Here is a 15960-nt window from a genome sequence, read left to right as displayed (position 1 = left end):
TTTAAGATAGTTCATTAAGAGCCTTCTCTAATTTTAAAAATCGAAAAGAATAATCCCCCCCATTCTTTTCGATTTTTTTTGCTGAAATTCTACTTCCTTTTAAAAGTATAATAGCCATTTCACCAAACACTAATTTTAATAAAAAGCTAGGAACTCCAATACCTAAATATGGTCTTTTTAGGCTTTTTGCCAATGTTTTAGAAAATGTTTTGCTTGTATGATGTTCAGGTGCTACAGCATTAAAAATTCCTGTTAAGTTATTCTCAACAGCATTAATGTACAGTTGACATAAATCATCAAGATGAATCCATGGTAAATATTGATCTCCAGTACCTAAAGGTGATATGATTGGGGTTTTCATTTTATCTAAAGCACCACCCTTGTTAGATAAAACAATACCAGTTCTTAAAATAGTAACAGGTATTTTTAATCGCTCAAATTGTTTTGCGGCAGCTTCCCATAAAACACAAACATTGGCAATATAATCAGTACCAGAGTTATGATTTTCTTCATAAATGATATCACTAGTTTTTGCGCCGTAATAACCAATACCAGAGGCTGAAATAAAACCTTTTAAAGTGATTTTTAATTGATTGACTTTCCTGTAAAGTAAACTAGCAGTATCAACCCTACTATCTATAATTACCTTCTTTCTTTTTTCAGTCCAGCGTTTATCAGCAATACCTGCTCCTGCTAGATGAATTATATAATCTGTATGCAGTAATGCTTTGTCATCAATATAATTAGAATTTAAATCCCATTTAAATTCGTTCTCTTTTTTAGGATTTCTAGTTAAGATTAAAACTTCATGTTTTCTATCCGATAACATTTTTGAAAGTCTTGTACCAACTAATCCTGTTCCTCCTGTAATTAAAATTCTAGCCATAGTGTAAAGATAAAAACCACAATCTGTTTAGATTGTGGTTTGTATTCTAAAACTTTCTTAAAATTATTTTATTTCTTTCATAGCGTTGGTTATCAATGTTTTTAAGTGGTTTTTATGGGCTTTTGTAGCTAAATCTCCTTTACCACTATTTGTCCAAGATTTAATATTTTTAAGATTATAAACAGCCATAGATCTAGCAGCAATAGGAAACCTGTTGCTAGTTTTGCCAGTAGCCATACTTATTAATCTTTGTGTATAAACAGTTTGTAGGTTTTGTCTAAAAGTATTTACACTACCGTAAATGTCTGGTTTAAATAACATATTGTTTAAATCAGTCATAAAGCTAGACAATTTGTAACCGTTTCCATACAACTCAGAATTAGAAATTCTTTGAAGTGTATTTGGATGCATTAAATGCGATAAAACATAAGTTTGATACCCTAGAATTTGTTCATTAATTTTAGGATCTTCTGTATTTCCAAAAAAGTTGTAGCCTCTTCTTTGTCTTCCTAAATAATTGTAAACCTCTTTAGGTGTCTCAAAAGCATCTGGAGCAAAAATATAATTTTTTAGAGCAGACATAGCTCTTTTTTGATCTTTTAAACTTACAGGAGTATACGGTTGTTTGCCTCCTTTTTGGCCAAAAGTAGCTCTATCTACATATACCCCGCCAATAAATCTAGAAACTACACCTCCAGCAATAGCTGTTTGATTGTGAAGTGTGTAAAAAGCCCTTCTAAAATCTTCATAGGTTTGGCCATCTTTTAAAAACTGAGTTTTTAGATTTTTCATCATATCGTTAACCAGTTTAAACCTATTTATAGAGTATGTAATTTGATCGTTAGATAAATCTCCAATCATAACTCTAGGGTCTATTCCGTTACTAGAAGATCGCATATCATCTGCATCATTACCAAAAATTAATTCAGGTTCTGTAGATCTCTCTAACAATACTTTTCTCTGGTTCTCTGAAGAAAATGGTGTATAACCAAATTGAATAGCCCAAACATCGTAAGGGCCAACTGCCATATCATAATATTGCCCTTGTTTACTTCTATCATTTGTTATGTTAATTCCTGCATAATCCATTACAGACCCCGTTAAGGCTTTCCCTTTAATAAATGACGCATCTGCTAGTTGCTCAGGAGAAAAAAGTTGACTCGCCTTCATGTTGTGGTTTAACCCTAACGTATGGCCAACTTCATGCATAATCAAAGATTTCATTCCTTCTTTTTTTATCGCTTCCATATCTAAGTCAGAAGCACCAGTAGCTTGTAAAACAGCTGTTCCTAACTGTAAATTTTCATGCATCACGTGTCCTGCAGAACAATATAAAAGATTGTTTTTTTCTAAATATTTTTTAGCTTCTAATTCTTCTAGAGTTTCTAATTTCATATTAGCTGCGGCATCATTATAAAGTTTATCAGCAAAAACTCTATTTGTAAAATGAACAAACTCTAACATAATGTCTGCGCCTAAAATTTCTCCTGTTCTTGGGTTCACAAAACTAGGGCCGTATCCACCAAAAGGTGGATTAGGAGAAGATGTCCAACGTAATACATTATAGCGAACATCACCTGCGTCCCAATCTGCATCATCAGGTTGTACCTTTACAACCATAGCGTTTTTAAATCCTGCTTTTTCAAAAGCAACATTCCATGCTAAAACCCCTTCTTTTATTGTTTCTCTCCATTCTGTAGGTGTCGTGTTTTCTATCCACCAAGTAATTGGAGTTACAGGTTCAGAAATGGCAGCAGTTGGGTCTTTTTTTACCAATTTCCATCTATGTATCATATCTCTATAATTGATAGTTTTGGTAGAGGTCATATTGTTTGTCTGTGTTAGAAAATAACCAACTCTAGGGTCATCCATTCTAACTTCATAATCATCTTCTGGCATGTTCATAAATGTATGAAAAACCTTAATAGACACATTTCTACCATCAGTAACAGCAGTAGAACCTCCGTTTAAAACAGATGGGTTGCTGTATACGTATTCTGTTTTTACGTTAGTATTTTCAGGATAGTTTTTTATGGCATGTATTTTAGATTTATTTTTATCAAACCTTCCTAAACCAAAAGCAAATGGAGAAGTTCCTGGTCTTCTAGGTCTTTTAATTCTCGTAAAAGTTTCTGATAAAAATAAACCATCAGCATCAATTAAATACTCGCCCTTATCATCATCAGATGCTAAAATTTTTCCACTAGCAACTACTGCATCACTAATATTTGCCTCAGAAGATTTAGAAAGAGCGCTATTTTTATCAAAATAAAAAGAAGTGTTAGGCGCATAAAAATCTAGTTTATTAAAGTATTTTTTTACATGAAAAACGCTTGAGCCTTGGTAAGCCCCTCTAAATTGACCAGCGTCTGTAACGCCATCTGCTATTTGAGAAAAATAAATAAAGTCTTTATCTAGTTGTTCTTTTTTAACCAATAGTTTTACAGAACCTGTTACGGTATCTTGATAAATGGTAAAGAGTCCTTCTATTTTTTTACTACTTTTTGTTAAATCTTTAATAGATTTTCCTTTCTTTTTAGGTATTGGTTTTTTTACAACAGCAGTTTTTTTGGGTTTCTTTTTCCAGAACTGTGCATTTGCATCTTGGATACCTAAAGTCATAATGGCTAAAGCTAAAGAAGATATAATCTTTAACTTGCTTAAATTGAGTGTTTTCATAAAAAAGTATGAGTTGGTTTAATACTCAGACAAGTTACTTTTAGAGACCCAATACATATGTTAATTTTATGATAAAATTAAAAAACAGCTATTTTCTATCATTTTTTATAAAATATTGATAGATAATTGTTTTGTACTACTTTTTCTATATTGAATGGTTCTGCTTTTTAATTATATGTATTAAAGCAATGTTAATAATTTTAAAAGCATCTAATAAAGCCTTATTTTTATGGTGATGAAAGAAAATATGAAACGAAAAGGTTTTGTTTTTAAAAGTTTTGAACCTAAAAATCAGTCTCCTTTTGAAAAACTTTTTGAAATTTTTAAAGAGTTAATTACGCATACTTCTGGAGATTTTGATGAAGCTATAGACTGGTTACGTTCTTTAGATAAAGAATATAAATTAACTACAGCAGCGTATACTATAGATGATTTTATTGAAGATTTAAAAAAGAAAGGATATATTAAAGAAGAGATTGATGGAGATGGAACAGGAGGTACTAAAATAACTCCCAAAACCGAAAGAGCTATTCGCCAGCAAGCGTTAAATCAAATATTTGGAAAAATTAAAAGAAGCGGTTCTGGAAATCATAAAAGTAAATCTCCTGGGACAGGAGATGAGCATACAGGAGATTTTAGAGCGTATCAATTTGGAGATAATCTAGATAAAGTATCGGTTACAGAAAGTATTAAAAATGCACAAATTAATAATGGGATAGGCAACTTTACTTTGTCTGAAAATGATTTGGTGGTAGAAGAAACACTACACAAAAGTCAGATGAGTACCGTTTTAATGATAGACATTAGTCATTCTATGATTTTATATGGAGAAGATAGAATTACACCTGCAAAGAAAGTTGCAATGGCTTTGGCAGAATTGATAACTACACGCTACCCTAAAGATACGTTAGATATTTTGGTTTTTGGAAACGATGCTTGGACTATAAAAATAAAAGATTTACCCTATTTACAAGTGGGACCTTATCATACTAATACGGTTGCAGGTTTAAATTTAGCAATGGATTTACTACGCAGAAAAAAAAATACCAACAAGCAAATTTTTATGATTACAGACGGCAAACCTAGTTGTTTGCGTTTACCAGACGGACAGTATTATAAAAACAGTAATGGGTTAGACAAGTATATTGTAAACAAGTGTTATGCAATGGCTCAACAAGCCAGAAAGTTACATATACCAATTACTACATTTATGATTGCACAAGATTCTTATTTAATGCAATTTGTAAGAGCTTTTACGCAAGCCAACCAAGGAAAAGCATTTTATACAGGTTTAAAAGGTTTAGGAGAGATGATTTTTGAAGATTACGAAAGTAACAGAAAAAAAAGAATTAGAGGATAGTTAAGACGAATAGAGAAGAGAGAATAGAAAAGAGATGAATTTAGAGCAGATAAAAACATTAGGAGAATTAAAAAAGTATGGATACCAATCAAAATCTATTAAAGACGAGTTGCGAGAAAATCTCATTAGCAAAATGATGAGTAAAGAAACCGTTTTTAAAGGAGTTCATGGTTATGAACATACAGTTATACCAGAATTAGAAAGAGCAATTTTAAGCAAACATAATATCAATTTATTAGGGTTACGTGGGCAAGCAAAAACTCGTTTGGCTAGGTTAATGGTAACTTTATTAGATGAATACATTCCTGTAGTAACGGGTTCAGAAATTAACGATGATCCTCTCAATCCAATTTCCAGATTTGCTATTGAAACGATTCTGGAAAAAGGAGATAAAACTCCAATTTTTTGGTTGCATAGAGAAGAACGTTTTGCAGAAAAACTAGCAACACCAGATGTTACAGTTGCAGATATTATAGGTGATGTAGACCCTATTAAAGCCGCAAATTTAAAATTGAGCTACGCAGATGATAGAGTTATTCATTATGGAATGATCCCGAGAGCTAACAGATGTATTTTTGTAATTAATGAATTGCCAGATTTACAAGCTCGTATTCAAGTAGCACTATTTAATATTTTACAAGAAGGAGATATTCAAATACGTGGCTTTAAATTACGATTGCCTTTAGATATGCAATTTGTGTTTACAGCAAATCCAGAAGATTATACAAATAGAGGAAGTATTGTAACTCCGTTAAAAGATAGAATTGGTTCGCAAATTTTAACGCATTATCCAGAAGATATAGAAACGGCAAAAATAATAACGCAGCAAGAAGCCAAAAATGTTCAGAAAAACTTTATAAAAGTACCAGAATTAGCAAAAGACTTGTTAGAACAAATTGTTTTTGAGGCAAGAGAAAGTGAGTATATAGATGCTAAAAGTGGAGTAAGTGCGCGTTTAAGTATTTCTGCTTTCGAAAATTTGATAAGTACAGCAGAAAGAAGAGCATTATTGGCTAGAGATAATGAAACCATGATTCGTTTGAGTGATTTTGATGGAATTATTCCTGCAATAACAGGTAAAGTAGAACTGGTTTATGAAGGAGAACAAGAAGGAGCACATGTTGTAGCAGATAGTTTGATAAAAAAAGCGATCAAAACTTTATTTCCAACATACTTTCCTGAAATCAAAAAACTAGAAAAACAAACAGATGAATCTCCTTATGATGAGATTGTTTCTTGGTTCTTTAATACAGAAGGTGATTTTGAATTACTAGAAGATTATACAGATAAACAGTATAAGAACGAATTGGATAAAATAGACCCCATAGATAATTTTTTAAAAGAGTACCAACCTAATATGAATACAGATGATAAGTATTTTGTGAAAGAGTTTCTCTTGTGGGGGTTAGTAGAGTTTAAAAAACTTAGCAAATATAGGTTTGCTGAAGGTACTCAATTTAAAGATCCTTATGGTAATTTTATAAGTGGATTGTAAAAATGAAACCTCCTAAATGTGAAATTTAGGAGGTTTTTTTTAATAATTTAGATTAAGGATTTTACAAAAGAAGAGTTGCTTAATTATTAATATCTAGATGAGGTTTATAATTTTTACGACACCCATAAAAATGATTTTTGAGTTTCAAATAAAGAGGTATAGCTTAGGAAAGCCTTGGTATTATTAGTAAATTAGGCAGAATACAGATATAAAACACAATAAAACAAATTACATATGGATAAAAATATTGGTAACAATGGAAATATAAAACTGCTTTCGTTTGATATTGATAATACCTTAATAGATTTTCACACATTCAATAGTAATTTTGGCAAAGTTTGGGACAAATACAAGTCTCAAACTGGAGCCTTATTAACCTTTAATACTGGGCGTTTAAAAGACGACGTATTAAGTCTAATAGAAAAACGAATTTTACCAGAACCCGATTATATTATTTCAGGCGTTGGAACACATATTTATGATTATAAAAATAAAAAGTTAGTTAAAGAATTTAATGATGTCTTAGATGAAGGATGGGATTTAGAATCTGTAGAAAAAATTATCACAAGTGTAGATCATCCTGTGAGCGAACAACCCAGTAGATTTCAACACTCCTATAAAAGAAGTTATTTTTTTCATGATGCAACTAACGATTTGATTGCAGACATAGAAGAAAACTTTACAAATGCTGGTATGGAAGTGAATGTTGTTTATTCTGGAGATAAATTTTTAGATATACTACCCAAATTTGCAAATAAAGGAAATGCTTTACAATGGTTATTAAAAAGATTGAATATAAAAACAAATGAAGTTTTAGTAGCTGGGGATAGTGGAAATGATTCTGCAATGTTCGATTTGAAAGATGTATCAGGAATCGTAGTTGCCAATGCCCATGAAGAGTTATATGCCTATACCAAACATAAAAAAGTGTATCATTCAGAAAGAGAAAAAGGAGATGGTATTATAGAAGGGTTGGTATATTATAAAGTGCTTCCAGAAGATGCTATTATAGATAAAAATAGAGACCACTCAGAAGACTTTTTTATCAAGCAAGAATTAAACAATATCTCTTTAGAAAATGGAGATGAAAAAATAGCACTTATTAAAGAAGGTTATGAAAAGGCGGTAGAAGCTCTAAAGAAGAACATTACACCATTAGGCTTTTCGGCATGTTCTATCAAAGATAACGTAGCACATGGTACAGATGAAAATTATTACAGTGTTTGGGCCAGAGATGGTGCAATAACAGTTATAGGCTCATTACCGCTTATAAGCGATGAAGAAATTCATAATTGTCAAAGACAAACATTACTTACTTTATTAGAACATATTTCTAAAAACGGACAAATACCATCTAATGTTAGAATAAAAGACAACACCCCAGATTATTCTGGAGTAGGAGGTATTTGCTCTATAGATAGTGGAATTTGGGTAATTATTGCTTTCTACGAATATGTAAATGTTACTAAAGATATAGAGTTTTTACGAAAATATTTTCCTGATGTAAAAGAAACAATGCGTTGGTTGGCAGCACATGATAGTAATAATGATGCACTTCTAGAAATACCAGAGGCAGGAGATTGGACAGACCTTTTTGGTAGAAGTTACAACATTTTATATGATGAAATTTTATGGTACAGAGCTAATGTTTGTTTTGGTAGAATGTTAGAAATGTTGGGTAATAATGAAGAGGCAGGCGAATACATCAGGTGGTCTCAAGTTATTAAAAAAGAAATAGTTCAAAACTTTTGGCCTTCTACAAAACAGCAATTATTTCAATCCGTTTCATTTGCAGAAAAACAATTTACTTTAGGTGATACCTCATATTTAATTGCACAAACAACACCATTTGATTTTAGTTGGCGCTGTGATACTTTAGGCAATATTTTAGCATTTTTATATGGTACATTAGATTCAGAAAAAGCGCATCAAACCTTTAAGTTTATGTTGGGTGTTGGTGTAAATGATCCTTTTCCAGTAGCAAACGTATACCCTGTTGTTAGTCCTGGAGATCCAGATTGGAGACCTTATTATACCGTTAATTTATTAAACCTTCCTAACCATTATCATAACGGAGGTATTTGGCCTTTTGTTGGAGGATTTTGGGTAAAGTTTGTCAACAAATTAGGCTTCAAAGACATGGCAATTTCAGAACTTCATAAATTGGCATTAATCAATAAAGAAGGAATCAATGAAGAATGGGAATTTACAGAATGGGCTCATGGTACAACAGGAAAACCAATGGGTAAAGCATATCAAGCATGGTCTGCAGCACAGTATATTGCTGCATGCCACGATTTGAAAATAATTAATTAACTAAATTTTAAACTATAAAAATATGAAATCAATATTGATGATTTCCTTGCATGGTTATGTAGCAGCAAACCCAGAATTAGGAAAGCCAGACACAGGAGGACAAGTAGTGTATGTACTTGAATTAGCAGAACGATTTAGCAGATTAGGAATGAAAGTAGATTTACTTACACGTCAATTTGAAGACCAACCAGAGTACGACCATGTAAACGAAAATTATGATGTTTGGAGAATTCCCTTTGGCGGAAAAGAATTCATCAGAAAAGAAGATATGCATGATCATCTTAAAAAATTTGTTACCAACACTTTAGCGGCTATCAAAAAAGAAAGTAAAAAATATGATGTTGTGTACTCTCATTATTGGGATGCAGGTTGGGCAGGACAAAAAATTGCTGAAGAGCTTGGAATTTGCCACGTCCATACACCGCACTCTTTAGGGTGGTGGAAGCAACACACTATGGGTAGCGATATGGAGGAAAAAGAAATGGAAAAAACATATCGATTTAAAGAAAGAATTCGAAAAGAATATTTTGTGTATCAGATGTGTAATTTTGTCATTGCAACTACTTTACCACAGGTAGATTTGCTTACTCAGCAGTATGATGTTTTACCAAAAAACTGCAGTATGATTCCTCCAGGAATCGATGAAAACAGATTTTTTCCTGTACCTTCTAAAGAGAATGATAAAATCCGCTTAAAATACGATATAGACCCAACAGATATTTTAGCGTTAGGAAGGATGGCTCATAACAAAGGATACGATTTATTAATTAACTCTTTGCCAACTGTTTTTGAACTGTGTCCTGAAGCAAAATTAGTGGCAGCTATTGGTGGAGACTCAGAACAGGATAGAGAAGGAATTGAAAAATTAAAAAAAGTAGCTTCGGAAATAGGAGTTATGGATAAGATAAAATGGAAAAATTACATTGCAGATGAAGATTTAGCAAATGTATATAGGTCTGCAAGTATTTTTGCTATGCCATCTAGATACGAACCTTTTGGTATGGTAGCCATAGAGGCTATGGCCTGTGGTACACCTAGTGTTGTAACCGTTCATGGAGGGTTGTGTGATCTAATAGATTTTGGTAACCAAGCATTATTTGCAGATCCTCATAGACCAAAAGAATTTGGTGCTATGATGGCAATGCCTTTATTATACCCTCAATTAAGAAACGAAATGTCTGTAGAGGGTGCCCGTTTTGCAAGACGTAATTTTGGTTGGACAGGAATTGCCAAACGCATGTTAACCGTTTTTAGAAGCTCTATCAATCAAAGAATTTCAGAATCTAATATTTACTAGAATGCATAAATTTGTTTGTTTTGGCGAAGTTTTATTTGATGTTTTTCCTGACGAAAAGAAAATAGGAGGCGCACCTTTAAATGTTGCTTGTCGTTTACAACAATTGGAAAATGAGGTTGCCTTGATAAGTGCAGTTGGCGATGACAAAAATGGACAAGATATTCTCAGCTATTTGAAAAAGGAAGGTGTGCAAACAGAGGAGATATCAATTTTAGAGAATCAAAAAACGGGCGAGGTTGAAGTAAGCTTAAATACAAAGGGGAATGCGAGTTACACTATTCCCCATCCTTCCGCTTGGGACAAAATACCCATTACTTCAACTTCAAAAATTAAGGTAGCACAGGCAAATGCTTTTGTGTTTGGAAGCCTTTCTACAAGAGATGATGTATCAAAAGAAACCCTATATAAACTCTTAGAGTATGCTTCTTATCCAGTTTTTGATGTCAACTTAAGAGCTCCGTTTTATACTAAAGATATTCTAATTCATTTAATGAATAAGGCAAAGTTTATAAAATTTAATGATGAAGAATTGTACGAAATAGCGGGTTTTTTAGATTCTCCTTATCACAATTTAGAACAAAACATACTTTTTATATCTCACAAAACAAGTACCAAACATATCTGTGTGACTAAAGGGGAACACGGAGGTGTTTTGTTGTTCAATGAAAAATTGTATTACAATAGTGGGTATAAAATTAAGGTAAAAGATACAGTTGGTGCAGGAGATTCTTTTTTAGCTACATTATTAAGTTTTTTGCTACAACATAAAAATCCTCAAAAAGCTATAGATTTTGCTTGTGCAGTAGGGGCGATGGTTGCTGCAAATAGTGGTGCAAATCCTAAAATTTTATCTAATCAAATAGAAAGTTTTGTTAATTCCAAATTGAAGTATTAATTGAAAACCCATGTGTACGTTTTTAAACCCTTCATTCTTGTAGCAATAATTTTGATGATGTAATTTTTTTAATCAAAAATGTGCAAACTGAAACACTATATAATTGGTTTTAAACCCATATATTTATTGAAACAATTCTCTATTTTGGGTATTTCCTCTAGGCAAATTCTCACAGAGTAAAAGAGGTTTGTCTATTTTGTTTTGGCTACCCTTGAAACGAATAACGCCGTAAATGATACTTCTTTTTTTCCAGCTGTAAAAGATTCGAAAATGCAATACGCATCATAATCACTCATTAAAACAGCTTCATGTTCTTCTGGCATATCTACACCATATTTACTAGTATCTTCAAATAATTGCATTTCAAATTCGTCCCTAGAGTTAAATTCAATTCTTTTTGTTTTGCTTTGCTAAACATCATTTTAAAATCCCCTGTTTTTTTATCTTTTTTGAGGGCTGCATAATAGTCAATAGAAGTTTTTTTAAAGCTAGCGATTACTTTAATACGTTTATTTTTTGTATTGTAAAACGGATTTCCAATATTTTTAGGAATATATAAATGATACTCATTTAGGTGTAAAATCGATATTTTTTGAGGTTTCACCAAATCGTTATAATTATTTTTTAGAGTGTATATATATTAAAAATTGGTGCCTTACATAAATTAGACACATTAATCAACCTAACAAAAATTAAAAAATATTACGACAAATTTACCAATTTGCAACCAGTAAATTTAAACTGTTTTTAAGGTATTATCTATTTCAGATTTATATATTTTATTTACATATTTAAATATGTTTTGACCAATTTCAATATCGATATCTTCAAGGGTTATTAATTTTGTATTTAATTTATCATGTTCAATTTTTTCGCAAAATTGTGAAACACATTTTTAATTTTATTATTTTATATATCTTCTACGGATAAGTGTATTGTTCTGTATTTCTTTTCTGATACTTTGTTTATAATTTCATCGCTAAAACTACTTTAGTTTTGAATAATGATAGATTGGGTTTTATTGATATCAACATTATTTTCTGTCAGATCAATGATTTTATGGTTTCTTTCTGTTGATGTTAGATAAGCCGCATTCAATTCTTTGTGTTTTATTGGTATTCATATTTTTAATGATAACGTGGGTAGGACAATCCAGCGTATTACTAATAAAAATATGAACATTATCATTAATTATTTTATAAGAAATAAAACAAGGCTTATGCTGGCTTAGTATACATGATATAAAAGCTAGGAAAAAAATAAAACGTAGATAATATATTTACTTACCTCATTACCTTATTCGGAAATACTACAACACTCTCATGACCATTTTTACCAACGGCAGATATACCAAAGAAAAAGTTATCTATAACAATACCTTCTAAAGTAAAATTAGTTTCTGTTACAAAACGACTATTATCCCAAGTAGGAGAAGTGGTATCTCTCCAATAAATTTTATACCCTACAGCCCCATCAACCTTAGACCACTTTAGTTTTGCTGATGCCTGTACAATACCCCCTATAGCAACTTCTTTCGGTGCAGGAGGAGCCCAAGCTAAACTTGCTAAATTAATGGCATTTACCGCAGTTAATTTTTTAGCATACGGAAAGTTGACGTGTTCGAAGGTATCTCCATATTTAATTCCGTCTTCGGTTCTAATATCTTGGTGTTGTTGTGTATAGTTTTCGTGAGCTTCCATAATTCTAATACCAGCAAAACCTAAATCATTAAAAGGCCTATGATGTCCCCCACGACCAAATCTGTCTAATCTATATATCATCATAGGGTTCATTTCGGGCATGTATTTTTTTGTAGTTTTATGCACATATCTAGCCAATTGACGAGAAATTCCGTCTACTTCACCACCATAAAAACGTCTCAATTTTCGTTGTCTTTCTGTTTCATTAGCAGGTACAGGTTCAGAAAAAATTCTAAAGGCTCTGTTGTCTATAATTCCGTCTACACCTTTAATGTTTCCAATCATGTCATTGTTTAAAATACCAATAATATCCCATCCTTTGTCTTTAGCATACTTTGCTAAACCAGCCCCACCAAAAAGCCCTTGTTCTTCACCAGAAAGCCCAACATAAATAATACTACTTTCAAATTTGTATTTACTTAAAACTTTCGCAGCCTCAATGGTTCCTGCCATACCAGAAGCGTTATCGTTGGCTCCTGGAGCATCTGTTGTAAAATCCATAGTATCACTAGCTCTAGAGTCTATATCTCCACTCATAATTATAAATCTGTTGGGGTATTTGGTACCTTTTTGAATGGCAACAACATTTACCACATAAGCGTCATGAGGCACTCTAGACCCCATTTTTGTAGTAACCAAATCCTTTTGATAAAATACATTTAAGCAATTGTTACAATCTTTAGAAATTGCATTAAATTCACTTTTAACCCATCTTCTAGCCGCCCCAATTCCTCTAGTATTAGAAATAGTGTCAGAAAAAGTATTTCTAGTTCCAAATTCTGTTAACGTCTTCACGTTGGCTCTAATGCTATTTTCAGAAACAGCATTGATAATATCATAAATTTTAGAATCTGTTTGTGCTAAGGTAGTTCCTGAAATTAGAAAAAGTAAGATTAGTTTTTTCATGTTTTTTAGTGTAAATTTTTAGGAGAAATTGTTGTTATCAGTAAATAAGGTGTTTTCAATTTTTGAAGTTTATTTTTATATTTTAGAATGTTCAATTCTAAATGACTTTATTTTAATAAAAAATAATTAGTATTGATAAATATACTACCCTTTTTAAAAACAAAAAAACCTCTTCATAGTTATGAAAAGGTTTTAACATAATTTAATATTTTTTTATTCTTTATCTAATTTTTTTGTTTGGTTAAAACCAATTAACAATGCGCCACCCGAAGATAAAAATATAGAAGCCAAATAGAAAATTTCAGATTTTACATGATTGTATGGTCTTTCATTGTATGGGCCATTGTAACCAAAATAATAATCTAGTAGACTTCCTAAAAGAATACCAACGCCTATACCCATAGCTAATAGTCCTAGATTTAATACAAATACTTTCCAAAAAGGAGCAGCATTTTTTGCATGTCCTTTCATAAAAATGCTAGCGTCTACACCTTTCTCTATCAAAGCCATTCTTTCTTTATTTCTTGTAGAGAAATACAAATAGAACACTCCAAATATGCTTCCAAAAATTATTGCCAAAACTGCGATTTCCATAATATATAATTTTAAAGTTTAAATGATTAATTTTATTGTGTTTGTAGCTTTGACGATAGCTGAATAAAAAAGGTTACAAAAAATTAAAAATACTTTTTTAAAAAAACTGTAACCTTTTTTTTAATTACGATGTCATATATACAATGACTAACACCAAAGACAAACTATATATAGACAAAGTAATTGATGGAGATACTAACGCATTTTCGTATTTGGTAGATAATTATAAAAATATGATCTATAGTTTGGCTTATAAAATGACCAAAAATAAAGAAGAGGCAGAAGAAATAAGTCAAGACACGTTTATAAAAGCTTACAAAAACTTAAGTAATTTTAAAGGTGACTCTAAATTTTCTACATGGTTGTATAAAATTGCGTATCATGCAACTTTAGATGCTGTAAAGAAAAATAAAAGAAACGCAAGTACTTTTGAAATAAATGAAATTACCTACAATCAAATTAAATCTGTTGAAGATATTCTAGAAGGAATAGAAAGAAAAGAAAGGGCAAAAATTTTGAATGAATGTTTACTTAAGCTTCCAGAAGAAGAACGCTCTATTATTTGGATGTTTTATTATGAAGAGTTAAGTTTAAAGGAAATTATAGAGATTAGTGGATTGTCTGAAGCGAACATTAAAGTGAAGTTGCATAGAGCAAGAAAACGATTGTTGGTAATTGTTGAAAAAACTGTAGAACCAGAAATAATAGAAAATTATGGGAGAAAATAAACATCTAAAAGAATTAGACACTTTTGTAAAAAAGTACGTAAAAGAGATTGATGAAAATGCACCTTCTGTAGATTTTACTAGCATAGTTATGAAGACTATAGCTATAGAAAAAACTAGTAAAAATCTAAATAAAACAAAAGCTTTAATTTCTAAAAAAGGATGGTTTTGTATATCAGTATTATTTTTAAGTTTGGTGTTTGTACCTTTTCAATCTTCAGATAAAAAATGGTTTGGTTTTATTGAAATTGATTTTTCTTTTTTAAAAAATATTCCTTTTTATAATTTTTCTGATTTTTTGACAATATCTAACACTTTTTTGATAGCGGTATCGTTATTCGGATTGATGCTAATGACTCAGATAATTTTTCTTAAAAACCATTTTAATAAACGATTCAATTAGCTGTTAGTGTCATATTTTTTGTGAAACCTCATTGAATGCACATAGCAAACAGGACCTAATAAGGCGTATATAAAACCAGGAACACCAAACTTTAAGCCTATTTGTAGTTTAGCTAGAAAGAAGGAAAACACCCCAACACAAACAAAAATAAAGAAATGACGATAATAGAACTTCAAATAAATGTTCTTACTATTAGCTCTGTCTTTTTTAAAAGCACGTAAATACATCAAGTACAAACAGAAAAATATTAAAGAAAAACCAGCACTGTACAATTGAAAAATATTGGAAAATTCGTTTATGGTAATTCTCTCACCTCCAACGCCAGTATTTAAAAGAGAGATCTTATAGGAAAAATGTAGAAAAGTACCGTAAAAAGTAAAATCATGTTTAGCGTTATAATCCAATTATCTATATAATTTGTACGTCTAAAAAAGTTGTAATGTATTTTCCAAATAGCCATCATCACAAAAAAACTAACTGCAAAACTTATAAAATTTGGTAGTTCCTCTTTAAAAGAAGTAAGTGTAGTGTTTGCACCTATATTTACAACTAATAAAGTAGCAGCAAATGCAAAAACAGCGTCGCTAACGCTTTCTAATCTATTTTTAGAATGAATGAATTTCATTGTTTTATTATTTATTTGAAACTAAGATATGATATATTGGTTTTTGATACAAAACATTGTTCAATATCTATACAATTAA

13 protein-coding genes are annotated in these 15960 nt (G+C 31.1%); 7 read left to right on the top strand and 6 right to left on the bottom strand.

The features are described from left to right. Window position 1: 1 nt before the first annotated feature. Both DUT90_RS05435 and DUT90_RS05430 read right to left on the bottom strand, forming a co-directional pair. On the bottom strand, window positions 2–886 hold the full coding sequence (locus DUT90_RS05435; RefSeq protein WP_114426123.1) for a TIGR01777 family oxidoreductase: 885 nt from the start codon (window positions 884–886) through the stop codon (window positions 2–4). Window positions 887–949: 63 nt separating this feature from the next. Next, a complete protein-coding gene (locus DUT90_RS05430; protein ID WP_114426121.1) occupies window positions 950–3565 on the bottom strand; it encodes a zinc-dependent metalloprotease in 2616 nt (871 codons plus the stop codon). Between the two features lie 235 nt (window positions 3566–3800). Here DUT90_RS05430 and DUT90_RS05425 point away from each other — a divergent pair, with 235 nt between their 5' ends. From DUT90_RS05425 to DUT90_RS05405, 5 genes are all read left to right on the top strand, one after another. Further along, complete coding sequence (locus DUT90_RS05425) at window positions 3801–4925, top strand: VWA domain-containing protein (protein WP_114426118.1); 1125 nt, start codon at window positions 3801–3803, stop codon at window positions 4923–4925. 34 nt (window positions 4926–4959) lie between these two features. Continuing rightward, window positions 4960–6420, top strand: a complete 1461-nt coding sequence (locus DUT90_RS05420; protein ID WP_114426116.1) for a magnesium chelatase — start codon at window positions 4960–4962, stop codon at window positions 6418–6420. A 234-nt stretch (window positions 6421–6654) separates the two neighbouring features. Further along, entirely contained in the window at window positions 6655–8736 is a 2082-nt protein-coding gene (locus tag DUT90_RS05415; protein WP_114426114.1) for an HAD-IIB family hydrolase, read from the top strand. Window positions 8737–8758: 22 nt separating this feature from the next. Beyond that, window positions 8759–10033 (top strand): glycosyltransferase, encoded by a 1275-nt coding sequence (locus tag DUT90_RS05410; RefSeq protein ID WP_114426113.1) that lies wholly within the window; start codon window positions 8759–8761, stop codon window positions 10031–10033. A 1-nt stretch (window position 10034) separates the two neighbouring features. Beyond that, a complete protein-coding gene (locus DUT90_RS05405) occupies window positions 10035–10928 on the top strand; it encodes a carbohydrate kinase (RefSeq protein ID WP_114426111.1) in 894 nt (297 codons plus the stop codon). 191 nt (window positions 10929–11119) lie between these two features. Here DUT90_RS05405 and DUT90_RS13480 read toward each other — a convergent pair whose 3' ends face one another. From DUT90_RS13480 to DUT90_RS05390, 3 genes are all read right to left on the bottom strand, one after another. Continuing rightward, on the bottom strand, window positions 11120–11290 hold the full coding sequence (locus DUT90_RS13480; RefSeq protein ID WP_258848503.1) for a hypothetical protein: 171 nt from the start codon (window positions 11288–11290) through the stop codon (window positions 11120–11122). Between the two features lie 921 nt (window positions 11291–12211). Further along, window positions 12212–13534, bottom strand: coding sequence for a M28 family peptidase (locus DUT90_RS05395; protein WP_114426109.1), 1323 nt, complete (start codon window positions 13532–13534; stop codon window positions 12212–12214). Between the two features lie 213 nt (window positions 13535–13747). After that, window positions 13748–14128, bottom strand: coding sequence for a DUF6249 domain-containing protein (locus DUT90_RS05390; RefSeq protein ID WP_114426107.1), 381 nt, complete (start codon window positions 14126–14128; stop codon window positions 13748–13750). Window positions 14129–14271: 143 nt separating this feature from the next. On the opposite strand from DUT90_RS05390, the gene DUT90_RS05385 reads away from it, so the two are divergent. Together DUT90_RS05385 and DUT90_RS05380 are read left to right on the top strand one after the other, a co-directional pair. Then, window positions 14272–14856: an RNA polymerase sigma factor gene (locus DUT90_RS05385; RefSeq protein WP_114426105.1), complete on the top strand. Its 585-nt coding sequence runs from the start codon at window positions 14272–14274 to the stop codon at window positions 14854–14856. Then, on the top strand, window positions 14843–15256 hold the full coding sequence (locus DUT90_RS05380) for a hypothetical protein (RefSeq protein ID WP_114426103.1): 414 nt from the start codon (window positions 14843–14845) through the stop codon (window positions 15254–15256). Before DUT90_RS05385 ends, DUT90_RS05380 begins: the two co-directional genes overlap by 14 nt. A gap of 328 nt (window positions 15257–15584) precedes the next feature. Here the strand turns inward: DUT90_RS05380 and DUT90_RS05370 are convergent, their stop codons facing one another. Further along, window positions 15585–15881 (bottom strand): TMEM175 family protein, encoded by a 297-nt coding sequence (locus DUT90_RS05370; protein ID WP_114426099.1) that lies wholly within the window; start codon window positions 15879–15881, stop codon window positions 15585–15587. Between the last annotated feature and the right edge of the window lie 79 nt (window positions 15882–15960).

It is taken from the genome of Polaribacter sp. WD7, assembly GCF_003335085.1.
Classification (GTDB): domain Bacteria; phylum Bacteroidota; class Bacteroidia; order Flavobacteriales; family Flavobacteriaceae; genus Polaribacter.
The sequence above is the reverse complement of the archived record's forward strand: the minus strand, read 5'-3'. Positions and strand labels throughout refer to the sequence as shown.